Source organism: Microlunatus aurantiacus, assembly GCF_039536605.1.
In the GTDB taxonomy this organism is placed as follows: Bacteria; Actinomycetota; Actinomycetes; order Propionibacteriales; family Propionibacteriaceae; genus Microlunatus; species Microlunatus aurantiacus.
This window is the reverse complement of sequence record NZ_BAAAYX010000014.1, coordinates 138607-158831: the sequence shown is the minus strand read 5'-3', so window position 1 is coordinate 158831 and position 20225 is coordinate 138607. Positions and strand designations below refer to the sequence as shown.

At 72.0% G+C, this 20225-nt stretch carries 23 protein-coding genes, 1 tRNA gene and 1 riboswitch; of the genes, 9 read left to right on the top strand and 15 right to left on the bottom strand.

Annotated features, from left to right (window positions below; genetic code table 11):
- The first annotated feature begins 231 nt into the window (after window positions 1–231).
- The gene (locus tag ABD714_RS17565) at window positions 232–753 is read left to right on the top strand and encodes a hypothetical protein (protein ID WP_344813739.1); all 522 of its coding nucleotides are present in this window, start codon (window positions 232–234) and stop codon (window positions 751–753) included.
- A 31-nt stretch (window positions 754–784) separates the two neighbouring features.
- Here the strand turns inward: ABD714_RS17565 and ABD714_RS17560 are convergent, their stop codons facing one another.
- The 4 genes from ABD714_RS17560 to ABD714_RS17545 all read right to left on the bottom strand — a co-directional run bounded on the left by ABD714_RS17560 (window position 785) and on the right by ABD714_RS17545 (window position 4484).
- Complete coding sequence (locus tag ABD714_RS17560) at window positions 785–2497, bottom strand: outer membrane protein assembly factor BamB family protein (protein WP_344813738.1); 1713 nt, start codon at window positions 2495–2497, stop codon at window positions 785–787.
- Window positions 2498–2571: 74 nt separating this feature from the next.
- Entirely contained in the window at window positions 2572–3090 is a 519-nt protein-coding gene (locus tag ABD714_RS17555; protein WP_344813737.1) for a PH domain-containing protein, read from the bottom strand.
- Window positions 3078–3947, bottom strand: coding sequence for an ATP phosphoribosyltransferase (gene hisG, locus ABD714_RS17550; protein WP_344813736.1), 870 nt, complete (start codon window positions 3945–3947; stop codon window positions 3078–3080). Before hisG ends, ABD714_RS17555 begins: the two co-directional genes overlap by 13 nt.
- Window positions 3948–4211: 264 nt before the next feature.
- The gene (locus ABD714_RS17545) at window positions 4212–4484 is read right to left on the bottom strand and encodes a phosphoribosyl-ATP diphosphatase (RefSeq protein ID WP_344813735.1); all 273 of its coding nucleotides are present in this window, start codon (window positions 4482–4484) and stop codon (window positions 4212–4214) included.
- A 151-nt stretch (window positions 4485–4635) separates the two neighbouring features.
- On the opposite strand from ABD714_RS17545, the gene ABD714_RS17540 reads away from it, so the two are divergent.
- Both ABD714_RS17540 and ABD714_RS17535 read left to right on the top strand, forming a co-directional pair.
- Window positions 4636–4869 (top strand): hypothetical protein, encoded by a 234-nt coding sequence (locus ABD714_RS17540; RefSeq protein WP_344813734.1) that lies wholly within the window; start codon window positions 4636–4638, stop codon window positions 4867–4869.
- 31 nt (window positions 4870–4900) lie between these two features.
- Window positions 4901–5791: an FHA domain-containing protein gene (locus ABD714_RS17535; RefSeq protein ID WP_344813733.1), complete on the top strand. Its 891-nt coding sequence runs from the start codon at window positions 4901–4903 to the stop codon at window positions 5789–5791.
- 33 nt (window positions 5792–5824) lie between these two features.
- On the opposite strand, the gene pnuC is transcribed toward ABD714_RS17535, so the two are convergent.
- From pnuC to ABD714_RS17505, 6 genes are all read right to left on the bottom strand, one after another.
- On the bottom strand, window positions 5825–6532 hold the full coding sequence (pnuC, locus tag ABD714_RS17530) for a nicotinamide riboside transporter PnuC (protein ID WP_344813732.1): 708 nt from the start codon (window positions 6530–6532) through the stop codon (window positions 5825–5827).
- Between the two features lie 94 nt (window positions 6533–6626).
- Window positions 6627–6800: riboswitch (FMN riboswitch) on the bottom strand.
- Window positions 6801–6932: 132 nt separating this feature from the next.
- Window positions 6933–8186: a cysteine--1-D-myo-inosityl 2-amino-2-deoxy-alpha-D-glucopyranoside ligase gene (gene mshC, locus ABD714_RS17525; RefSeq protein WP_344813731.1), complete on the bottom strand. Its 1254-nt coding sequence runs from the start codon at window positions 8184–8186 to the stop codon at window positions 6933–6935.
- A gap of 108 nt (window positions 8187–8294) precedes the next feature.
- Window positions 8295–9110, bottom strand: coding sequence for an SCO1664 family protein (locus tag ABD714_RS17520; RefSeq protein WP_344813730.1), 816 nt, complete (start codon window positions 9108–9110; stop codon window positions 8295–8297).
- 53 nt (window positions 9111–9163) lie between these two features.
- Window positions 9164–9775, bottom strand: coding sequence for a DUF3090 domain-containing protein (locus tag ABD714_RS17515; protein ID WP_344813729.1), 612 nt, complete (start codon window positions 9773–9775; stop codon window positions 9164–9166).
- Between the two features lie 21 nt (window positions 9776–9796).
- Entirely contained in the window at window positions 9797–10531 is a 735-nt protein-coding gene (locus ABD714_RS17510) for a histidine phosphatase family protein (RefSeq protein ID WP_344813728.1), read from the bottom strand.
- Window positions 10532–10567: 36 nt separating this feature from the next.
- Complete coding sequence (locus ABD714_RS17505; RefSeq protein ID WP_344813727.1) at window positions 10568–11098, bottom strand: flavin reductase family protein; 531 nt, start codon at window positions 11096–11098, stop codon at window positions 10568–10570.
- Window positions 11099–11303: 205 nt separating this feature from the next.
- Here ABD714_RS17505 and ABD714_RS17500 point away from each other — a divergent pair, with 205 nt between their 5' ends.
- On the top strand, window positions 11304–12137 hold the full coding sequence (locus ABD714_RS17500) for an undecaprenyl-diphosphate phosphatase (protein WP_344813726.1): 834 nt from the start codon (window positions 11304–11306) through the stop codon (window positions 12135–12137).
- Here ABD714_RS17500 and ABD714_RS17495 read toward each other — a convergent pair.
- Window positions 12134–13180 carry an LLM class F420-dependent oxidoreductase gene (locus ABD714_RS17495; RefSeq protein ID WP_344813725.1) on the bottom strand — a complete coding sequence of 349 codons (1047 nt, stop codon included), beginning with the start codon at window positions 13178–13180 and terminating at the stop codon, window positions 12134–12136. The two genes, ABD714_RS17500 and ABD714_RS17495, sit on opposite strands and share 4 nt — an antisense overlap.
- Before the next feature lie 124 nt (window positions 13181–13304).
- On the opposite strand from ABD714_RS17495, the gene ABD714_RS17490 reads away from it, so the two are divergent.
- Window positions 13305–14267, top strand: a complete 963-nt coding sequence (locus tag ABD714_RS17490) for an aldo/keto reductase (protein ID WP_344813724.1) — start codon at window positions 13305–13307, stop codon at window positions 14265–14267.
- A 30-nt stretch (window positions 14268–14297) separates the two neighbouring features.
- Here ABD714_RS17490 and ABD714_RS17485 read toward each other — a convergent pair whose 3' ends face one another.
- A complete protein-coding gene (locus ABD714_RS17485) occupies window positions 14298–14495 on the bottom strand; it encodes a DUF5703 family protein (RefSeq protein WP_344813723.1) in 198 nt (65 codons plus the stop codon).
- A gap of 79 nt (window positions 14496–14574) precedes the next feature.
- Complete coding sequence (locus ABD714_RS17480) at window positions 14575–15912, bottom strand: M20/M25/M40 family metallo-hydrolase (RefSeq protein WP_344813722.1); 1338 nt, start codon at window positions 15910–15912, stop codon at window positions 14575–14577.
- Window positions 15913–15957: 45 nt separating this feature from the next.
- Between ABD714_RS17480 and ABD714_RS17475 the strand changes: the two genes are divergently transcribed.
- The gene (locus tag ABD714_RS17475; protein WP_344813721.1) at window positions 15958–17295 is read left to right on the top strand and encodes an MFS transporter; all 1338 of its coding nucleotides are present in this window, start codon (window positions 15958–15960) and stop codon (window positions 17293–17295) included.
- An 85-nt stretch (window positions 17296–17380) separates the two neighbouring features.
- Window positions 17381–17466, top strand: a tRNA-Leu gene (locus tag ABD714_RS17470).
- Window positions 17467–17514: 48 nt separating this feature from the next.
- On the opposite strand, the gene ABD714_RS17465 is transcribed toward ABD714_RS17470, so the two are convergent.
- Entirely contained in the window at window positions 17515–18297 is a 783-nt protein-coding gene (locus ABD714_RS17465; protein ID WP_344813720.1) for a DUF805 domain-containing protein, read from the bottom strand.
- Window positions 18298–18425: 128 nt separating this feature from the next.
- Here ABD714_RS17465 and ABD714_RS17460 point away from each other — a divergent pair, with 128 nt between their 5' ends.
- Window positions 18426–19025, top strand: coding sequence for a TetR/AcrR family transcriptional regulator (locus ABD714_RS17460; protein ID WP_344813719.1), 600 nt, complete (start codon window positions 18426–18428; stop codon window positions 19023–19025).
- A 63-nt stretch (window positions 19026–19088) separates the two neighbouring features.
- On the top strand, window positions 19089–19499 hold the full coding sequence (locus ABD714_RS17455) for a hypothetical protein (RefSeq protein ID WP_344813718.1): 411 nt from the start codon (window positions 19089–19091) through the stop codon (window positions 19497–19499).
- A 53-nt stretch (window positions 19500–19552) separates the two neighbouring features.
- Here the strand turns inward: ABD714_RS17455 and ABD714_RS17450 are convergent, their stop codons facing one another.
- The gene (locus ABD714_RS17450) at window positions 19553–20206 is read right to left on the bottom strand and encodes a GNAT family N-acetyltransferase (protein WP_344813717.1); all 654 of its coding nucleotides are present in this window, start codon (window positions 20204–20206) and stop codon (window positions 19553–19555) included.
- Window positions 20207–20225: the final 19 nt, after the last annotated feature.

Genomic DNA, 20225 nt, shown 5'->3' with positions numbered 1-20225 from the left:
CGCTCGGCACGATCTCGCGATCGACCCGACCGCGCCGACCAGCGGCCGGCCGACCGTGGCCGATGGCGCGCTGCCACCGTCCACGACTCCCCGGTCAGCTGCCGACCAGAGGCCGCCGCTACCGGCCGCTACGGGACGCCGCCTCGATCGGGCTTCGACCCCGGGTGAACGGGTGGGAAGTGGGTGGTTGTCCCCATCGCCGCCGGCGGTCGCGTGTGGCAGATTGGACGGATGCCAGTCTCGGACGTCGTCCTCCTCCCCCTCTGCCTCGGACTCGCGCTGATCGGGGTGATCGTCGCCGGTGTCGCGTGGCGGAGGGGGAGCCGCGGCCGGGTGCTGCAGGGCGTGGGCCTGGCGCTCGCTCCGATCGCGCTCTACTTCACCGGCCTGCTCCGGCTCGTCTGGGACGCCGTGGTGGCCCTGGTGGGTTGGGCGACCTCGATCGTCTTCACGCCGACCATGTGGTTCGGGATCTCCCTGCTGGGGGTGTGCGTGGTCCTCTGGGTGGTCGGCGGCCTGGTCAGCCGGCGTACGGCGGCCCGGTCCAGCGGCGCGGTGACGGGCTCGACCGCGCCGGCGGTCGGGACCGGTCGTTCGACGACGACGGCTCCCGCCGCCAAGCCCCCCGCCACGAAGAACGCCACCACGAAGAGCACCGCCACGAAGAATGCGAGGGGCAAGGCTCCCGCCCCGGAGGTGGACCCCGAGATGGCCGAGATCGAGGCGATCCTGAAGAACCGCGGGATCAACTAGCACCCGTCGCCGACCCCCAGCGTCCCCGGGCTCAACGAGGACTGCGAAGACTCTCCGCGCCCGAGTCGACCACGAAGATCTGGTCGTCGAACACCGTCAACCCGCGAACCGTCGCCAGGTGGCCCCCCGAGTAGGACCCGACTCGCAGGGTCGCCCGCCGGGACGACGCGCTCACCACGTCGAGCGTCCACCCCTCACTGAGATCCGCTCGCGCGACGACGACGCTGCCGTTCGCCAGCAGCGCGCTCGACACGACCGGCGCCGGCCCGTAGGTGACGCTCCCCCGCGGCCGGCCGGAGACCGCGTCGTAGGTGTAGATCGTCGACGCGTACTGCTCCAGTCCCATCGGGTAGTCCGTCAGGTCCCAGGTGCAGATGACGAGGGCAACCTGCGCTGACGCCTGGACCTGGTGGTCCACACAGGGCATACCCCGGGCATGGCGTGGCAGGGCGGTGGACCAGCGCAGGCCCCCGTCGACGAGCGAGAGGGCTGACAGAGACCCCGTCGCCGCTCCACCGCCGGGCGGCTCGACCACGAACGCGGTGGCGGGCACCACGGCACGCACGTCCCCGGCGAGGTTCGCCACCCAGAGCCGGCTCCCCGTCGCCGCGTCGAGGGCCACCAGGCGCTCGGACGCACCAGCGCAGTGCGGCACCGCCGTCACGATGACGACGGTCCCGGACAGGGTCGCCCGAGCGCCCTGGCAGCGCTCGAGGGCGTACGTCCAGACGTCGCGCCCGTCGGCCCGCACGCGCGCGATCGTCGTCCGGTCGTCCGGTCCGGTCCGAGCCACCACCGGCAGCGCGGGATCGAGGATGTGGGACCCGGTGCCGGCCGTTGACCAGTGGCCGACGCGTTCGCCGGTTCGGGCGTCCAGCACGTAGACCGCCCCGGAGCTCCACGTGGCGAGCACCTGGCGACCCTCACCGGTGCTCGCCACCGAGACGGGACCGTGCTCGTCCGACCGGGTGTAGCGCCAGCGCACGCCGCCGGTCGCCCGATCGATCATGATCACGTCCTGACCCGAGGCCAGTCCGATGCCGAAGTCGGTGGGCGCCGGTCGCATCAGGGTCAGGCCGGGCACGTTGATCACCCAGTGGTCGCCGCCGGCAAGGGCGGTCACCGGTGCTTCGGCGGGCTCCCGGTCGACGTCGCCGACGGTGCGGTACTCGTTGGCCCCGAGGAGGTAGTCCCGGCTTCGATCGACGATCACCAGTCCCGCCCCGACGATCAGCACCGCCGCCGAGGACCCGGCGACGACCCCGGTCCACGGGCGCAGAGTCCACCTGGCCACCCTGGATCCCGGCTGGGCGGCCACGGCGATGGACCCGGCGGCCAGCAGGCAGCCGGTGCCGGCGGCGGCGAACCCGGCGACCGCGTACGGGACGGCCAGACCGAGCGGGTGGATCGGGTTGGCGGTCGGCACCACGAGCCGGAGGAAGGCGACGGAAGCGACGCCCAGGGCGAGGAGCAGCACGGCGAGCACGAGCAGTCCCACCGGTCCGCGAACCGTGGCGGCGAACCAGATCAGCACCACGGCGCCGATTCCCAGCACCGCGACGGAGGCTGACCACCAGCGGAGGTCGTGCTCGGCGCCGCGGATCGTCTCGAGCTGGACCGGCGAGATGCTGGCCCAGAACCAGCAGACGGTGGCCAGCAGCCCGAGCAGCGCGGCCGCCAGCTGCAGCGCGAGCGCCGGCCACGACGCCGACTGCAGGGAGAGCGAGCGCCCGCCGGCGGCCATGAGGGTGACGGTACGCCCGGTTCAGGCTCCCGTCACCCGGGTTGGGCGTACGCAGAACTGCGACGTCACAGCGGTCAGCCGTGAGGGTGCTGGCGTGCGGCCTTCAGTCGTCGGTTGAGATCCTCGACCGCCGCTGTCGCGTAGGTGCCGTCACCGCGCTGGATGCCCATCAGCATCCGGTGGTCGAGGTCGGCGGCGACCTCCACCGCGCGATCGGTGGGGATCAGGAGCACCTGGGCCCAGGCGTCGCCGGGGCGCATGACCACCTGGTGCACCCGCGACCACGGATAGCGGTGCCGGCTCAGCCCGTTGCGGAAGGAGAGCCCGTCCGCGTCGGCTCGGACCACGCCGTTCCCCACGATCAGCAGCGCGAACACGAACAGGCCCAGGATGAGCAACAGCGTCACCGCCTGGGACAGCGTGAACTCGGCTTTGAGGTTGGGAGGCAGCGCGACCCAGAACACGAAGCTGAGGGCGACCAGACCCAGGGCGGCGACCATCACGAAGAACCGCAGCCGGTTGGAGCGGTAGCTGACCGGCTGGTCGCCGGCGGCGGGGGTCGGCTGGTGCGGGGCCGCCATCAGATCCGGCACGCCGCGATGTCGGTGACCAGGATGGCGCGGGCGCCGATCGCCCAGAGGTCGTCCATGATCTTCTGCGCCTCGGCCCGGGGGACCATGGCTCGCACCGCCAGCCACCCCTGCCTGGCCAGCGGAGCCACGGTCGGCGACTCGAACCCGGGGGTGATCGCGCAGGCCGCGTCGACGTACTGGTCGCTGACGTCGTAGTCCATCATCACGTAGTTGCGTGCGACCAGGACCCCGTTCAGCCGCCGCTGCAGCAGATCGAGCCCGGCGGTCGAGTCGGCGCCCCGGCGCCGGATCAGCACGGCCTCCGAGTGCAGGATCGGGTCGCCGAACAGCTCGAGGCCCGCCTGCCGCAGGGTGGTTCCGGTCTCCACCACGTCGGCGATCGCATCCGCGACCCCGAGGCGGATGGCGGTCTCCACCGCGCCGTCCAGGGTGATCAGCCGCGGGTGCACCCCTCGCTCGGCCAGGTAGCCGCCGACCAGACCGGGGTACGACGTGGCCAGCCGCTTCTCGTGCAGGTCGGCGATGGTGCGCTCACTGCCGACCGGAGCCGCGAACCGGAACCGGCTGCGACCGAAGCCGAGCGGGATCACCTCGTCGGCGTCGGCACCGGAGTCCAGCAGCATGTCGCGCCCGGTGATGCCGACGTCGAGGGTGCCCTCCCCCACGTACACGGCGATGTCGCGGGGGCGCAGGTAGAAGAACTCGACCCCGTTGGCCTCGTCGAGGAGCACCAGCTCCTTCGGGTCGCTGCGTTGGGCGTAGCCCGCTTCACGCAGCATCTGCGCCGCGGCCTCGGACAGCGAGCCCTTGTTGGGCACCGCGATCCTGATCAAGGGGTTCGAGCTCACGGCGGCCATCCTAGGGGCCGCGAGCGGGAAGACGGTGCGCCCGGCGTGCGGAGGAACGATGAGCGAAGGCACGCTTTTCCGCCGTCGCGAAGAGCGACGACGGAGCCGGTGACAGCGCACCGTCGTCGCGAGCGGCCCCATCACACAGGGCCGCGAGCGGGAAGACGGTGCGCCCGGCGTGCGGAGGAACGATGAGCAAAGGCACGCTTTTCCGCCGTCGCGAAGAGCGACGACGGAGCTGGTGACAGCGCACCGTCGTCGCGAGCGGCCCGATCAAAGGTGCCGGTACACGTCCGCGGGCTCCAGCTCCAGCGCCAGCATCATGACCTGCAGGTGGTAGAGGAGCTGGCTGATCTCCATCGCCGCGTCGTCCTTCGTCTGGTACTCGGCAGCCATCCAGACCTCGGCCGCCTCCTCGACGATCTTCTTGCCGATCTCGTGCACGCCGGCCTCGACCCGCTTCACCGTCGAGGAGGCCGGATCGGCGGCGGCGACCTTCGCGCTGAGCTCGGCGTACAGGTCCTCGAAGGTCTTCTCGGGTGGCACCCCGACACCCTAGGTCAGCCTGCTGGGCGCCGCTTCCTGCGACCGGCGTACGGACCGGAGGTGGGTGTGCATCCAGAGCGGACGGTGGTGAGAAGCACTACACACGCGGGCCGTCTCTTCGTGACAGCCCGGCCTGCCGAGAGGACACACCATGAGCGAGACCACCACCAACTCCCCCGTCGAGGTCCGCCCCGACACCCCCGTGTCGTGGACCGACCTGGGAGCCGAGATGTGGGCCTACCTGACCGGTCGGGACGCGGCCATCAACTACAGCTTCGTGGACATGGCCATCGAGGTCCCCCGCGACACCGGTGCCGACGCCCCCCGGGCCACCTGGAAGCTCAACGGCACGTTGCGCATCACCACCAGCGACAACGCCTCCTGAGATGGCGCCCCGCCGTGCGTCCGGAGCGACCGTGCGCGTGCAGGCCGACCTGCAGCTGGACGTCGACCCGGGCGTGCCGCAGGGCGGCGGCGGACTCGGGATCTCCATCCGGTCCGAGTCCGACGACGTGCTGCACGTTCGGCTCGACCGGGTCCCTGATCTCGACGCGCGGCCCTCGCCGGACCTGATCCGGTCGGTGGCCGACGGCCTGCAGGGCCAGGGCCTGAAGGTGGTCGTCGAGGGCCCGGGGGGGCGGCTGGTGAGTGTGGGGGCCGGCGTCCGGACCCCGTGGTGGCAGCGACCGTTCATCCGGGCCCGGCACGTCCGGGTGCACGACCTGCGCGCCGCGCTGCGCACCCTCCCCCGGCGCGGGAGCACGGCTGGGGCGATCACCGCCCCGCCCGCCATGTTGTTCACCCCGCCGACGACCATGCTCCCGCTGGCGCCGACGGTGCTCCGGCGGCAGCGCGTCTCCACCACGCACGACCCCACCGGCGGCGGACTCCCTCGGCTGTACTTCCCGCCCGAGGACAGCGCCGGCTCACGGTTGAAGGTCTTCTACCTGCGACCCGTGATCACCGTCGGCGACCGGGCCGATGCCGACCTCCGGCTGCCCGGGGTGGCCCCCGTGCAGGCGGTGATCCGCCGCAACGACCGCGACGAGTACGTCATCGAACCGCAGCCCGACGGCTTGCCCATCCGGGTGCACGGCTCCTTGGTGCTGCGGCCGACCCAGCTGCGGACCGGTGCCCGGATCGAGATCGGCAGCTGGCGGATGGTCTACTTCCGCGCCGAGTACGCCGACCACGGACGCCCGTACGGCGGACGGCAGGGCGGGGAGATCGATCAGCAGCAGTGGCAGCCGCCGGCCCGCTACCGCCCGGACATCGGTGAGTCGACGTCCGGGGGCAGCGGCGGCTGAGCCGTCGACCGACCGTCGGCTGACCTGCCGGGATCAGCCGACGGTCTCGATCTCCGGGGTGTCGACGGCCACCGGGTCCGGCGTCCGACCGGCCCGTTCGATCCGCCACCAGGAGACGAACCCGATCACGCAGAACACGCCGTAGACGATGTACATGATCGCCGACGGGTAGTAGCCGGCCGTGAGGAGCAGCGGCACGCCGACCAGGTCGACGGCGATCCAGATCAGCCAGAACTCCACGTAGCCGCGGGCCATGCCGTAGGTGGCCAGGATGGAGCCGGTCAGGATCCAGGCGTCGGCCGCCGGGCCCCAGGAGCCGAGCGCGGTCAGGACGTAGTAGGAGAGGGTCCAGAGCACCACGGCGGCGACCAGCAGCTGCACCCGGCCCTTCCAGCCGGCCCAGGCCGGTGCCACACCGACCCCCTGGCCGCCGTCGCCGGAGCGTCGGAACGACCACCAGCGGTACCAGCCGTAGATGCTGACCGCGAGGAAGAAGACCTGCCGACCTGCCTGGCCGTAGAGGTCGAGGTCCTGGGGGGTGTGGAACACCCCACCCAAGAAGACCGTGAACAACAAGACGTTGCCCACGATGCCGATCGGCCATGCGAGCACCTTGCGCTGCATGCCGAGGATGGCGCTGGCCAAGCCGAAGCCGTTCCCGATGATCTCCCGCCACAAGATGCCGGGTCCGATATCGAGCTGGGCGTTCAGCAACCGCTCCAGTACTGCTGAGAAGTCCATGGGGATCCTCCACTGTCCGGTCGCACGAACACCGGGGTGTGGAGAGACACGACCGTCACCGCACACCGACATCGGCGTACGGCGGAGCCGCGCTCGCGTGGACCTCCCATCCGGACTCTCACCGTCGGTCCCGGAATTCCACCAGGTCAACCACTCGCGGCTCGCCCCCTGGGGGGCCGGGCACCGCCTCCAACAAGGCACTGCCCACTGCTCGTGGGTCGCGGACTGTCACCGCCGGTTCGGACTTTCACCGACCCCGGTACACGCGCGAGTTGTGATAACTCGTCAGGAGAAGCGTACGCCCGCCGGCGAGGGTGCGGAAAAGTCATCCCGACCGTGGACGCGAGGCCACCGACAACCGGTTTCGTTCACCGGCCGGGGTGACTTTTTCGCAGGAGAGTCAGAGGCGGACGCCGAGCAGCGCGTCGACCGTCCGGGCGACCAGCGAGGGCGCGTCGGTGTCGTCGCCGTCGATGGCCACCGAGGCGCCCGCCCAGGCGTCCACGGCCGCGAGCGCGGCGGGAGCGTCCAGGTCGTCGGCCAGCGCCGTGCGGATGGCGGTGACGACGTCAGCGGCGTTCATGCCGGCGTCGAGGCGGACGGCCTCCCGCCAGGTGGCCAGCCGCTCGACGGCCGACGCCAGGATCTCGTCGGTCCACATCCAGTCGTCCCGGAAGTGCTGGGACAGCAGAGCCAGTCGGATCGCCATCGGGTCGACCCCGGCCTGCCGCAGCTGCGAGACCAGCACCAGGTTGCCCTTGGACTTCGACATCTTCTCGCCGTCCAATCCGACCATGCCGCTGTGCACGTAGACCTGGGCGAACGGCCGGTCGGTGGCCACCCGGGCTTCGGAGGCGCACATCTCGTGGTGGGGGAAGACCAGGTCGGAGCCGCCGGCCTGGACGTCGAAGTCGCTGCCGAGGCGGTTGAGGGCGATCGCCGTGCACTCGATGTGCCAACCCGGGCGGCCCCGCCCGAGGGGGGTGTCCCAGCCGGGCTCGTCGGGCCGCTGCAGCCGCCAGACCAGGCAGTCCAGGGGGTCCTGCTTGCCGGCCCGGTCGGGATCGCCGCCCCGCTCGGCGAACACCGCCCTCGCCTCGGCGTCGTCCAGGTGGGACAGCGAGCCGAACTCGGCGTCGGTGGAGCGGGCGAAGTACAGGTCGGGGTAGTCGGGGTCGTCGACCGGGTACACCGCTCCCCTGGCCTGCAGCTCGGCGATGATGGCGACGACCTCGTCGATCGACTCGACCGCTCCGACGTAGTCGGCGGGCGGGATCACGTTCAGGGCGGTCATGTCGGTCCGGAACAGCTCGATCTGGTCGGCCGCCAGCTGCCGCCAGTCGATGCCGTCGCGGAGCGCCCGCTCCAGCAGCGGGTCGTCGACGTCGGTGACGTTCTGCACGTAGTGGACCGCGAGCCCGGCATCCCGCCAGACCCGGTTCAGCAGGTCGAAGGCGACGTAGGTGTTCGCGTGACCGATGTGGGTGGCGTCGTACGGGGTGATGCCGCAGACGTACATCCCCGCCGGCCGCCCGTCGGTGACCTCGGGCCCGGCCGGGACCGGTCGCTGCTGTGCCGTGTCGAACAGGTGCAGCCGGGGCTGCTGCGGACCGGGGTCGAGTCGGGGCACCTCGGGCGCGTTCCATGCGTGCATGCGGGTCACCTTAGTAGCGGCCGCACACCCCTCGACCGGGTGCTCAGGAGCGCCCCGGCGCCCAGCTGCCGCGCACCGACGGCGCGGCCCCCGCGGGACGGGCGTCGCTCAGAACGGGGGCCAGGGAATGGCCGGGTGGTGACCGGAGCGGGGGCGGGGAAACCGGCCGCGCTGCAGGAGCCGTTCGGCCCGGCTCCACAGCTCCTCGATCTCGGGCTCGGCCAAGAGCGAGAACAGCCGGTCCGGGGTCTCGTCCCGGACCCGGCGGACCGCGGCGAGCTCGCTGTCGGTGAGCTCGGTCCCGGCCCAGCCCCACAACAGGGTGCGCAGCTTCGGGTCGGTGTTGAAGCAGACACCGTGGTCGACGCCGAACACGTGGCCAGCGCTGCCGAGGATGTGCCCGCCCTTGCGATCGGCGTTGTTCACGAGCACGTCGAAGACGGCCATCCGTCTCAGCGGCAGGCAGTCGGCGTGCACCACCGACACCGAGCGGTCCTGGGCGTCCAGACCGTCCACCACGTCGAACCACCCCGCCCGCGGCACCTGGCTGCTGGGCACCAGGTCGACCAGGGCGTCGGTCTCGGCCGGGTCCACGTCGACCCAGGCCTGCAGCGAGCCGGGGCCGACCGGGCCGTCGACCAGCACGGTCACCGGCACCACGTCGAAGCCCCCGGCCGCGGAGACCTCGTACGCGGCCACCTCGCGCAGACCGAGGGTCCCGGTCGGGAAGTCCCACAACGGCCGCTCGCCCCGGATCGGCTTGTACACGCACTCGATCGGGCCCTCGTCGGTGGTGAGGACCGCGAGGTAGGTGGCGTTGGACGCGTTGGCCAGGCGGCCCGCGATCTGCAGGTCACCGTCGGTCAGGGCCGCGGTCAGGGCCGGGTGCGGCTCGTCGGGGACCAGGGCTGCGTCGCTCAACACGCCTCGGGATTCGGCCGGGAGGCGGTCGGTGGAGGCAGCAGCGACACGGTCACTCAGAACAGGGGTCGGCGGTAGCCGTTGGCCCGCGGGCACACGTGCCCGGCCGGGTCCAGTGGCTGCAGGCAGAACGGGCAGGGTGGCCGGCCGGCGGACACCAGGGCCTGGGCCCGGGCGACGAAGTCACGCGCGTACGCGGCACTGATCTTGACCACGAACACCTCGTCGGCGTCCACCTCGGCGACCCCCTCCAGGGCGGCCGCGGCGGCCGGGGACAGCTCGGGCTCGTCGGCGGGGTCCTCGCTCTCCTCGTCCTCGTCGACGTTGGAGAACAGCTCGATGACGATCTTGTTGATCTCGGCGTCCCAGGCGATCGTCATGGTCCCGACCCGGAACTCCTCGGTGATCGGGGCATCCAGGGGATCGACGTCATCGGCCTTCTCGCGCGCCGGCGGCACGTCGACCGTCGGGCCGCTGCGGCGCAGGACCTCATCGAGCACCTTGTCCAGGTGCTCGGCCAGCACGGAGACCTGCTGCTTCTCGACCACGACGGACGTGATCCGGTTGCCCTCACGGGCCTGCAGGAAGAAGGTGCGCTCTCCGGGTTGGCCGACGGTGCCGGCGACGAAACGGTCCGGGGAGTCGTATCGGTGGACGAGGATCGCCATGTCCTCAGCCTAGTCCGCGGCTCATGCGGTCGGCTCCTGCGAGCCCAGCCCGCCGCCGACCGGCGCGTCGTCCGACGCCGGACGGGACCGTCGGGAGCGCTTCGCCGCCGGTTTCCGGGGCGGGAACATCGCCGCCAGGTCGCTGCCCGAGGAGTTCATGGTGACCACGTACGGGCGGGTGTCGGTGTAGCGGACCACCGACACCGACGCCGGGTTGACCATGATGCGCTGGAACGTGTCCAGGTGGGTGCCGAGCGCGTCGGCCAGGATCGCCTTGATCACGTCGCCGTGCGAGACCGCCACCCAGACGGCGTCGCCGCCGTGGGTCTCGGTGACCTTCTGGTCCCAGGTCCGGACGGCGCCGACGGCGCGGGCGGCCATCTCGGTCATCGCCTCGCCCCCGGGGAAGCGGACCGCCGACGGCTGCTGCTGCACCGTCGTCCAGAGCTTCTCCTTGCTCAGCTCCTTGAGGCTCTTGCCGGTCCAGTCGCCGTAGCCGCACTCGATCAAGCCGGCGTCGACAGCGGTGGGGACGGGCTCGGCGCGGGCCGACACGAGCGCCTGCAGGGTCTGACGGCACCGACGCAACGGTGAGCTGACCAGGGTCGCGAGGGGCACGGCGGCCATCCGCTCACCGAGCGTGCCGGCCTGGGTGCGACCGAAGTCGTCCAGCTCCACCCCGGGGCTGCGCCCGGCGAGGATGCCGGCGGTGTTGGCAGAGGTCCGCCCGTGGCGGACGAGCAGGACGGTGGCCATGGACCGACCCTAGTCGGACGCTGGGCACGACACGCCTCAGAACGGGATCGGCAGATAGCGCCCGTGCACGTGCCCCAGCAGATCGGTCTCGGCGGGCCCGAGCCCGACCTCGTCGATCCGAGCGGTCAGCAGCGTCGACCAACCAACCGTCCGGGTGTCCAGCACCGTCGCCCCCAGCCAGCCGGGGGCGTCGGCCACCACCGGACCGTACGAGGTCTCCCGCCAGTCGGTGAGCCGGAACGGTCCGCCCGGTGCCGGGGCCAGGCCCGCGAAGGCGTCGGGCAGGTTCCGGTGCTGCCAGCCCAGGAGGCTGACCGCCAGCCGCGGGGACGGTCCCCCACCGGCCACGAGGGCCTCGGTCAGGTCGGCGTCCGGGTCGAGCACGCCGATCAGCGTCGGCTCCGGCCCGTCCGCCACGAGCAGCGAGGAGACGGTCCAGCCGACCCGCCGCTCGCCGGCGTACGTGGTCCAGAGGCTGACCGGGGCGACCACCCGGCCGCGGAAGCGGCGGAGCGGGCTGCGATCCCCCTCCGGCGGCAGGAACGGGTGCTCGCTGTGGATGGTCACGACGTCAGTTCTAGTCGAGCAGCAGCTCCGCACGCCCATCGGCTCCGCCCTGCCCCACCGGGAGCACGCCCCACGACACGACGCGCCGCGACATCTTGCTCCCCGCCGTTGTCAACGAGCCGTCTTCCCGACCCGACGCTCTACGGTGGTGCGGGCCCTCCATGCTGGGTCGCACGACGAATGGCGGAATGATCGAAGGTGGGCGATGGGCTGGCTCGAGGCACTGGTACTCGGCATCGTGCAGGGGCTGACGGAGTTCCTGCCGATCTCCTCCAGCGCGCACCTGTCGATCGTCGGGCAGTTCTACGGCGGCCGCGATCCCGGGTCGGCGTTCACCGCCATCAGCCAGCTGGGCACCGAGGCCGCGGTGATCATCTACTTCCGCAAGGACATCTGGCTGATCATCAAGAACTGGTCCCTGGCCCTGGTCGGCCGGATCCCACGCGACGACCCCGAAGCGCGGATGGGCTGGCTGGTGATCATCGGCTCGCTGCCGATCGTGGTCCTCGGGCTGCTGTTCCAGGACGCCATCGACAGCTCGCTGCGGAACCTGTGGATCACCACCGCCATGCTGGCCGGGTTCGGCGTCGTCATCGGCATCGCCGACCACTTCGCCAAGAACGTCCGTCCGCTGGAGTCGCTGACCTGGAAGCACGGCGTGCTGTTCGGCCTGGCCCAGGCCCTGGCGCTGATCCCCGGCGTGTCCCGGTCCGGCGCCACCATCGCCGCCGGTCTGGGGATGGGCTACCGGCGTGAGGCGGCCGCCAAGTACGCGTTCCTGCTCGCCATCCCCGCCGTCGTGGGCTCGGGCTTCTTCAAGCTGTTCGACATCTCCGCCGACCCCGTCGAGCCCGCCTGGGGGCCCATCGTCCTGGCCACCGTGGTCGCCTTCGGCGTCGGTCTCGCCGTCATCCACTGGCTGCTGAAGTACATCAGCACCCACACCTTCCGACCGTTCGTCATCTACCGGCTCGGCCTGGCCGCGCTCGTCGCGATCCTGCTGCTGACCGGCGTGCTCGAGCCGCTCCCCACCGGTTAGACCCCGGCGAGCTCCAGCGCTTCCGCCGCGGTCGTCAGGGCGGCCAGCTTCTCCTCGATGCTGTCGCCGTACGGTGCCAGCGCCGCCGTGGTCACGCCCGCCGCGGCGAACTCGGCCAGCCGCTCGGCCAGCCGCTCCTTCGGTCCGAGCAGCGAGGTGGAGTCGATCAGCTCGTACGGCACGGCGGCCATCGCGTCCCGCGGCCGTCGCGACAGGTAGAGGTCCTGGATCGTGGCGGCCGCCTCCTCGTACCCCATCCGGACGGCGAGCTGGTTGTAGAAGTTCTTGTCCCGGCTGCCCATCCCGCCGACGTACAGGGCGGTGTAGGCACGGACGGGGTCGGCACAGGTCCGGGCGTCGGCCCCGACCACCAGCGGGATGGTGGCCACGACGTCGAAGCCCGCCCGGTCCCGCCCGGCGGTCGCCCGACCGGCGTCGACCTGGGTCAGCTGCTCGTCGGCGTAGCCGGGGGCGAAGAACACCGCCAGCCAGCCGTCGGCGATCTCCCCGGCGAGCTCCAGGTTCTTCGGACCCACCGCGGCCAGGTAGAGCGGGATCCGGTCGGCGTGCGGGGCGATGGTCAGCTTGAGCGCCTTGCCGGGACCGTCGGGCAGCGGCAGCTGGTAGGTGCGCCCCTCGTACGCGACCGGGCTGCGGCTGAGGGCCAGCCGGACGATCTCCACGAACTCCCGGGTCCGGGCCAGCGGCCGGTCGAAGCGGACCCCGTGCCAGCCCTCCGAGACCTGCGGACCGGACACCCCCAGCCCGAGCCGGAACCGGCCCTCACTCAGCAGGTCGAGGCTGGCCGCGGTCATGGCGGTCATCGCCGGGGTGCGGGCGGGGATCTGCATGACCCCGGAGCCGATGGCGATGGTGGAGGTCTGGGCGGCGAGCCAGGCCAGCACTGTCGGGCTGTCCGACCCGTACGCCTCTGCGGCCCACACCACCTCGTACCCCAGCGACTCCGCGTGCTTCGTCAGCCGCAGCTGCCCCCGCGCGTCGTCGGCGCCGACCATGTAGCCGAGGTTCAGTCCCAGTCGCATGCGCTCAACCTACTGGTCGGTAACCCGGAGCCCACCCGTCAGCGACCCGCCGGGTGCCTACTCGGTGACCTCCGGGCTCGGGCGAGCCCGACGGGTGCGGGCGACCCCGATACCCTCTCCGACCATGGAAACGCGTCGGGTCGGCAGCAGCGGGCTGCGCACCTCGCGGCTCGGGCTCGGGACCTTGACCTGGGCCCGGGACACCACCGACGAGCAGGCCCGCGGGACGCTGCAGACGTTTCTGGAGGCCGACGGCACGCTGATCGACACTGCCGCCGCGTACGGGGCGGGCGACGCCGAGCGGCTGCTCGGCCGCCTGGTCGGCGAGCTGGCGCGGCGCGAGGACGTGGTCATCGCGACCAAGGCCGGCTTCGCGGTCCGGGACGGCAAACGGGTGGTCGACACCTCCCGCCGGGCCCTGCTGCGCGACCTCGCCGGCTCGCTGGAGCGTCTGGGCACCGACTACGTCGACCTCTGGCAGATCCACGCCTGGGGCGAGGCGCCGATCGAGGAGACCCTGAGCGCGATGGACCACGCGGTCCGCCAGGGCATGACCCGCTACGTCGGCGTGAGCAACTTCGTCGGTTGGCAGACGGCGCAAGCGGCCACCTGGCAGAAGGCGGTGCCGGGCCGGGCGCCCCTGACGAGCCTGCAGGTGGAGTACTCGCTGCTGGCCCGGCGGGCGGAGATGGAGCTGCTCCCGGCGGCGGCGGCGTTCGGCCTGGGCGTCTTCCCGTGGTCGCCGCTCGGACGCGGGGTGCTGACCGGGCAGTACCGCTCGCGCATCCCCAAGGGCTCCCGCGCCGCCTCCGACCACTTCGCCTGGTTCGTCCAGCCGTACCTCGAGCAGCGGAGCAAGGGCGTCGTCGAGGCGGTGGCCCTGGCGGCGGAGGGACTCGACCTGACCCCGCTGCAGGTGGCGCTGCTGTGGGTGCGGGACGCGCCCGGCGTCACCGCCCCGCTGCTCGGGGCGCGGACCGCGGGGCAGCTGGCGGCGGCTCTGGCCACCGAGGAGCTGACCCTGCCCGCCGAGATCGTCTCGGCCCTGGACGACGTGTCCGGCGGCCCGCACCTCCTGCGCGGCTGACCCAGCCCGCCACCCGGGTGGTCAGCGTCATCAGACGGTCAGAGGCACGCGGATGATCTTGCGTCGGATCCACACGTCCCGCGTGCCGTCGCGGTAGCGGCGGAGCCGGGTGAGCTCCCAGCCGCCGTACTCGGCCTGGTCGGTGAGGAGCTTGCGTACGGCGCTGCGTGGGACGGACCTGTCCAACCGGACTTTGGTCTCCTCGTACTCCACCACTCGACTGCTCATCGCAGATCAGCCTAGCCAGCCGCCGCCGAGGGGTGGTGACGATCGTGTGACGCGTCGCCGATCGGGTGCTCGGGCGAGATCAGGCCTGATCGAGGAACCGGTCCAGCACCCGGCAGCCGAACTGCAGCGAGCTGATCGGCACCCGCTCGTCGACGCCGTGGAACAGGCTGACGAAGTCCAGGTCGGGCGGCAGCCTGAGCGGGACGAAGCCGAAGCAGCGGATGCCGAGCCGGTCCCAGGCCTTGGCGTCGGTGCCGGCGCTGAGCAGGTACGGCACGGCCCGCGCCCCCGGGTCCTCCGCAGACAGACAGGCCTGCATCGCCTCGACCAGCGACCCGGCGAACTCGGTCTCCACGCTCGGGTGGTCGGCCACCACCTCGTAGCGGACCTTGTCGCCCAGCAGCTCGGTGATGGTGGCGAAGAACTCGTCCCGACCACCCGGCACGAACCGCCCGTCGATGGCCGCCGTCGCCTTGCCGGGGATGACGTTGTGCTTGTAGCCGGCCCGCAGCATGGTCGGGTTCGCGGTGTTGGCCATGGTGGCACCGACCATCCGGGCGATGCTGCCGAGCCGGGACAGGGTGTCCTCGACGCGGTCGGTGTCCAGCTCGATCCCGAACGCCTCCGAGACCGCGTCCAGGAAGGCCCGCTGGGCGTCGGTGATGCGGTCCGGCCAGGAGTGGGTGCCGATCCGGGCGACGGCGGCGGACAGCTCGGTGACCGCGTTGTCGTCGTGCCGGAACGAGCCGTGGCCCGCCGCTCCGTCGGCGACCAGATTGAGCCAGGCCATCCCCTTCTCGGCGGTCTGGACCAGGTAGAGGCGCAGGTCGTCGCGGACGGTCAGGGAGAAGCCGCCGACCTCGCCGATGGCCTCCGTGCAGCCCTCGAGCAGGTCGGGCCGGTTCTCCACCATCCAGAACGCACCCTTCGCCCCACCCGCCTCCTCGTCGGCGGTGAAGACCATCCGGATCGGCCGGCGCGGCGCACGTCCGCCCCGGGCGCGCGCCCGGACCACACTCAGCAGCATGGCGTCGAAGTCCTTCATGTCGACCGCGCCACGGCCCCAGACGCAGTCGTCGGCGACCTCCGCCGCGAACGGCGGCACGGACCAGTCGGCGGCGTCGGCCGGGACGACGTCGAGGTGCCCGTGGATCAGCAGGGGGCTCAGGCTGGTGTCGGTGCCCTCCGGTTCCCAGTGCGCCACCAGGGACGTGCGACCCGGCTCGGACTCGACCAGCTCGGAGGAGATGCCGACCTCGTCCAGCAACGCCGCCACGTACTCGGCGGCGACCCGCTCCCCGGGTCCCGGGTCGGGGCCGTAGTTGGTGGTGTCGATCCGGATCAGCTCCCGGCACAGCTCGACCACCTCGCCGTCGCCGGCCGGTGCTGACGTGGTCACGGTGCCGGCCTCGGTCATCGGACCATCATCGCCCACCCGAGCGCGGCGGCGGAGAATGGCCCGGTGACGACGACTGGGGGTGGATGGGCCTCGTCCCCGGCGACGGGGCGGTCCTGGGCGGTGTGGGGGGTGGCGGTCGCCGCGTACGCGGTCGCGGTCTTCCACCGCACCTCGCTGGCCGTGGCGGCCGAGGACGCGACGACGCGCTTCGGGGTGAACGCGTCGGTGCTGTCGCTGTTCGCGGTGGTGCAGCTGCTCACGTACGCGGGCATGCAGATCCCGGTCGGGGTGCTGGTGGACCGCCTCGGCCCGCGGCTGATGATCGCCGGCGGCGCCACGGTGATGGCCGGCGGCCAGGTGGCGCTGGCCCTCGTCGACACCCCGCTGGGGGTGATCGGGGCCCGGATCCTGGTGGGGGGTGGCGACGCCATGACCTTCATCTCGGTGCTCCGGCTGGTGCCTGCCTGGTTTCCCACCCGGCAGGTGCCGCTGGTCACCCAGCTGACCGGGCTGCTCGGTCAGGTCGGTCAGATCGGCAGCACGATCCCGCTGGTCGCCCTGCTGAACGGGGTCGGTTGGCAGTGGTCCTATCTGGGTGCCGGGGCGATGGGCGTCCTCGTGGCGGTCCTCGTGCTGGTCGCGGTCCGGGACCGGCCGCCCGGGGCTCCGGACCGCCCACCGCCCGCCAGCTGGCGGCAGGCGCTGCACGACCTCGGCTCGTCGTTCCGGCACCCCGGCACCCGGCTCGGCATGTGGAGCCACTTCGCCACCCAGTTCTCGGGGATGGTCTTCGCCCTGCTCTGGGGCTATCCGTTCATGACCCTGGGGTTGGGCTACTCCGCCGCCCGGGCGGGCTGGCTGATGACGCTGATGGTGCTCGCCGCCACGATCATCGGACCGGTGCTCGGAGCGCTGACCGCGCGCTACCCGCTGCGCCGGTCGAACCTGATCTTCGGCGTGCTGGTCTTGACCATCGTGGTCTGGACGGTGGTGCTGGTGTGGCCGGGAGCCGCACCGCTGCCCGTGGTCGTGGTGCTCGTGCTGACCCTGGCGGCGTACGGTCCGGCGTCGGCGGTGGGCTTCGACTTCGCCCGCACGTTCAACCCCGCCACCCGCCTGGGCGCGGCCACCGGGATCGTGAACATGGGTGGCTTCACCGCGTCCCTGGTCACCATCTTCGTGATCGGGGTGGTCCTGGACCTGCGGGCACCGACCGGTGACTACTTGGTCACCGACTTCAAGGTGGCGTTCTGCTTCCAGTACGTGTTCTGGGCGTTCGGGTTGGTCAGTCTGCGGCGGACCCGGCGGCTCGCCCGGGCCGGGCTGCGGGCCCAGGGCACCGTGATCGACCCGTTGCCGCGGGCGATCGCCCGCCACTGGCACGACCGACACGACCAGTAGCGGTGCTCCCAGCGCCCGACGGAATGGTGCGGCGACCCCTCCCGGGCTTGCTATAGTTCACGTCGCTGTCCGGCCGGGCAGCGGAGTCCGGGTGGCGGAATAGGTAGACGCGCTAGCTTGAGGTGCTAGTGCCCCTTACAGGGCATGGGGGTTCAAGTCCCCCCTCGGACACACAGAACGACGGCGGTCCCGACGACGGTCGGACGCAGCAGCACAGACTCAGGACCGGTCGAACCGCACCCCCCGAGGGTCCGGTCCGAGGATGCTGAAGACGAGCAGCACGATGCCGCCGATCGCGCCGACCAGCGACAGCACGCCGCCGCCGACCAGCGCCCCCACCGCGATGCCGCTGGTGTCGCCGACCGCGAGCCGCTCGGGGTCGAGGGAGAACAGACCGATGAGCAGGGGCGCCAGGGCGACGTACGAGGGCACGGCCAGCAGCAGCCACCACCCGGGGCGGTTGGTGTCGTGCAGCCGTCGGACCAGCACCGCGACCGAGGGCACCAGCGTCGCCAGGTACCAGATCCCGACCGGCACCAGCGGCAACAGCAGCGTGCGGGGGTTCAGGCTCGACTCGGCGGTGTCCAGGGCGAAGAGGCTGCCGCCGAACGCGATGTTGCCGATCAGCTGCAGCACGAACGAGACCCCGAAGGCGATCAGCGCCCACCACCAGTACTCGCTGCGACTGGCCCGGCCCGAGAACACCGCGTACTTGCGCCAGAACCGGGAGGCTGCCTGCGTGATCGTGGCGTCGTACTGCGGCAGGTGCAACGGTGCCGGGCCGGTCGGGCCAGGTGGCCGGCTCCCGTACGGCGGCTGGCCGTACGTGGCGGGCGGCTGGCCGTACGTGGCGGGCGGCTGGCCGTACGGCGGTTGCCCGTAGGCGGCGGGCGGCTGGCCGTACGGCGGTTGCCCGTACGGAGCCGGTGGTTGGCTGGTGGGTTGCTGGGAGGACGGCGGCTGGCGAGAGGGCGTCCAGCCGCCGGCACCGGGATCGGACACGGGCATCTCCTGAGGATGGGGAGCGACCGCCCCATCGTCCCCCACCCCCCGGCCGTGCGCCCCCAGGACTCACCCGCTCGGAGAAGGAGATCTTGTCAGTGACAACTTGTCGGTGGTAAGTTCCTCGCATGACCCCGACCTACCACCACGGAGACCTGCGCCGCGCGGTGCTCGACCGAGCGGTCGAGGTGATCGCCGAGGAAGGGCCGGGGCAGTTCAGTCTCCGCTCGCTGGCGGCGGACCTGGGCGTCAGCCACGCCGCCCCACGCCACCACTTCGGCAGCCGGCAGGGGGTGCTGACAGCACTAGCCGCCGAGGGCTTCACCCTCCTGGCCGTCGCGCTGCAGTCCGCCCGGGAGTCCGGCGGGGACTTCGCCGACGTCGGCGTGGCGTACGTGGGCTTCGCGGTCGCCCACCCGTCGCACTTCGCGGTGATGTTCTCCCCCACCCTGCTGGACCACGGCGACGCCGGGCTGGCCGCGGCGCAGGAGCTCACCTTCGCCGAGCTGCGCGGCGGCGTACGCGCCTTGGAGGCCCAGGGGCGGGCGGCCGATCCGGCGGCCGCGGTGCTGGCTGCCTGGTCCATCGTGCACGGCATCGCCACCCTCGCTCTGTCAGGGAGCCTGGACGCGTCCGCGCTGCGCACCGACGCTGCCGAGGACCTGCTGGAGCTCACCCGACGCAGCGCCACCCTGCTGTTCCGTCCCGACGCCGGCAGGCCGCCGTGAGTCCGCCGGCTGGCACCCGATCGGCGCCCCCGCCACGCACCCCACCTGCTCAGGAGCCCGCTGATGAACACCGCTGACCTCACCTCGACCGGGATCATCCTGCTGGTGGTCGTGACCATCGCGTACGGCGGGACCTTCCTGCTCAAGATCGCCCGTGCTGACGCCGCGGTGAACGACTTCCAGAGTCGGATGTTCCGGGCCGGCCACGCCCACGCCGGGGTGCTGGTCATCCTCGGGCTGGTGGTCCGGCTCTGCCTGCAGCACCCGGCCGTGCCGGCCTGGAGCTCTACCCTGGCGTCCTTCGTGCTCTACGCCGCCATCCTCATGTCGGCCGGGTTCTTCCTGTCAGCTGTCGGTCGTGACCCGCAGGGCCCCAACCGGTGGATCATCCTGCTGTGGGTGGGCGCGGTGAGTCTCACCGTCGGGCTGGTCGGAGCGGGAGCGGGCCTGATCGTGGCCGGGATGACCGCCTGATAGACCGTCGGCCGGCGGTGAGCGCAACCTCGAAGCCCCGGAGGTCGACCGGCTCAGGACGCTTCCAACCTTAGGAACCGGCTCAGGTCCTCGGCCCCGACGACCTCCACCGGCTCGCCCCGGACCAGGTCGGCCGGGGTCAGCACCAAGCGCTGGTTGAGAGCCATCTCCCCGTCCCGCCGCTTGAGGCGGACGACGCCGTTGGGCCGGTAGCCGACCTTGCGGCTGACCGCCAGCGAGGCGGGGTTGTCGAGGAAGGCGGCCGAGGTGACCTCCTCGGCGCCGAGGTGGTCGAACGCGTACGCACAGACGGCTCGGCGCATCCGGGTGCCGATCCCCCTCCCCTGGTGCGCCAGTCCCAGCCACGACCCGGTCTCGACGGTCCGGGTGACTCCGAAGTCGCGACCGTGCAGCCCCTGGGTCCCGACCAGCTCGCCCTCGACCCGGACGGCGAACAGCAGGTCGAACGCATCCGGTCCGAAGCCGGCCCGGACCGAGGAGAAGTAGCGGATCATCTCCACCGGCAGCTTCTCCGGCCCCGCCAACGTCCACGGCGACGAGAACGGCATCGCGTCAGGGGCGTGGATCCCGGCGAGCGCCAGGTCGACCAGGCCGGGCACGTCCTCGTCGCTGATCACCGTCATCGTGAGGTCGCCGACGTGCAGCCGGAGCCGGTACGGGGGCCAGAGGTCCGCCAGAGTGGTCATGTGCATGATCATCGACGGC

Coding starts and splice junctions, on each gene's coding strand:
- ABD714_RS17495 (WP_344813725.1), bottom strand. CDS start 13,180: ATGCGACTGGGACTGAACCTCGGCTACATGGTCGGCGCCGACGACGCG.
- ABD714_RS17500 (WP_344813726.1), top strand. CDS start 11,304: ATGGGCTGGCTCGAGGCACTGGTACTCGGCATCGTGCAGGGGCTGACG.
- ABD714_RS17510 (WP_344813728.1), bottom strand. CDS start 10,531: ATGGCCACCGTCCTGCTCGTCCGCCACGGGCGGACCTCTGCCAACACC.
- ABD714_RS17450 (WP_344813717.1), bottom strand. CDS start 20,206: ATGACCACTCTGGCGGACCTCTGGCCCCCGTACCGGCTCCGGCTGCAC.
- ABD714_RS17485 (WP_344813723.1), bottom strand. CDS start 14,495: ATGAGCAGTCGAGTGGTGGAGTACGAGGAGACCAAAGTCCGGTTGGAC.
- ABD714_RS17480 (WP_344813722.1), bottom strand. CDS start 15,912: ATGACCGAGGCCGGCACCGTGACCACGTCAGCACCGGCCGGCGACGGC.
- ABD714_RS17460 (WP_344813719.1), top strand. CDS start 18,426: ATGACCCCGACCTACCACCACGGAGACCTGCGCCGCGCGGTGCTCGAC.
- ABD714_RS17490 (WP_344813724.1), top strand. CDS start 13,305: ATGGAAACGCGTCGGGTCGGCAGCAGCGGGCTGCGCACCTCGCGGCTC.
- pnuC (WP_344813732.1), bottom strand. CDS start 6,532: ATGGACTTCTCAGCAGTACTGGAGCGGTTGCTGAACGCCCAGCTCGAT.
- mshC (WP_344813731.1), bottom strand. CDS start 8,186: ATGCACGCATGGAACGCGCCCGAGGTGCCCCGACTCGACCCCGGTCCG.
- ABD714_RS17515 (WP_344813729.1), bottom strand. CDS start 9,775: ATGGCGATCCTCGTCCACCGATACGACTCCCCGGACCGTTTCGTCGCC.
- ABD714_RS17540 (WP_344813734.1), top strand. CDS start 4,636: ATGAGCGAGACCACCACCAACTCCCCCGTCGAGGTCCGCCCCGACACC.
- ABD714_RS17455 (WP_344813718.1), top strand. CDS start 19,089: ATGAACACCGCTGACCTCACCTCGACCGGGATCATCCTGCTGGTGGTC.
- ABD714_RS17560 (WP_344813738.1), bottom strand. CDS start 2,497: ATGGCCGCCGGCGGGCGCTCGCTCTCCCTGCAGTCGGCGTCGTGGCCG.
- ABD714_RS17565 (WP_344813739.1), top strand. CDS start 232: ATGCCAGTCTCGGACGTCGTCCTCCTCCCCCTCTGCCTCGGACTCGCG.
- hisG (WP_344813736.1), bottom strand. CDS start 3,947: ATGGCCGCCGTGAGCTCGAACCCCTTGATCAGGATCGCGGTGCCCAAC.